Raw genomic sequence first — 485 nt, 5'->3', positions numbered from 1 at the left:
GCCAGTCGTTGACCAGCCACGGCAGCCGTACACCTTCTTCGTGATGAACGACCGCCAGATCAACGCGTTCGCCACGCTGGGCGGCTACATCGGGGTCAATGCCGGCCTGGTGCTGACCGCCGAGCGCGAGGACGAGGTCGCTGCGGTGCTGTCCCACGAAATCGCCCACGTCACCCAGCAGCATGTGCTGCGCGGCGTCGAGCGCGCCCAGCGTGACCAGATCCCGATCCTGCTGGGCATGCTGGCAGCGGTGGTGGCCGCCCAGGCCAGCAACAGCACGTCGTCCGGCAACGCGACGATGGCCGCGATCAGCTCGGGCATGGGCTTGATGCAGCAACGGCAGATCAACTACACCCGCTCCAACGAGTCCGAGGCCGACCGCCTCGGCATCCGCACCCTGTCGCGCAGCGGCTACGACGTGGATGCCATGGCCGGCTTCTTCGAACGGATGTCGGCGGCCATGCGTGGCAACGAAGGGGGCTACA

At 67.4% G+C, this 485-nt stretch carries 1 protein-coding gene; it reads left to right on the top strand.

Features of this window, described 5'->3' with window-relative positions; genetic code table 11:
* Window positions 1-43: 43 nt before the first annotated feature.
* The coding region (locus RhoFasB10_RS25770) for a M48 family metalloprotease (protein ID WP_240931475.1) at window positions 44-485 on the top strand (442 nt) is incomplete at its 3' end.

Source organism: Rhodococcus sp. B10 (assembly GCF_011770055.1).
Classification (GTDB): domain Bacteria; phylum Actinomycetota; class Actinomycetes; order Mycobacteriales; family Mycobacteriaceae; genus Rhodococcoides; species Rhodococcoides kyotonensis_B.
The sequence above is the reverse complement of the archived record's forward strand: the minus strand, read 5'-3'. Positions and strand labels throughout refer to the sequence as shown.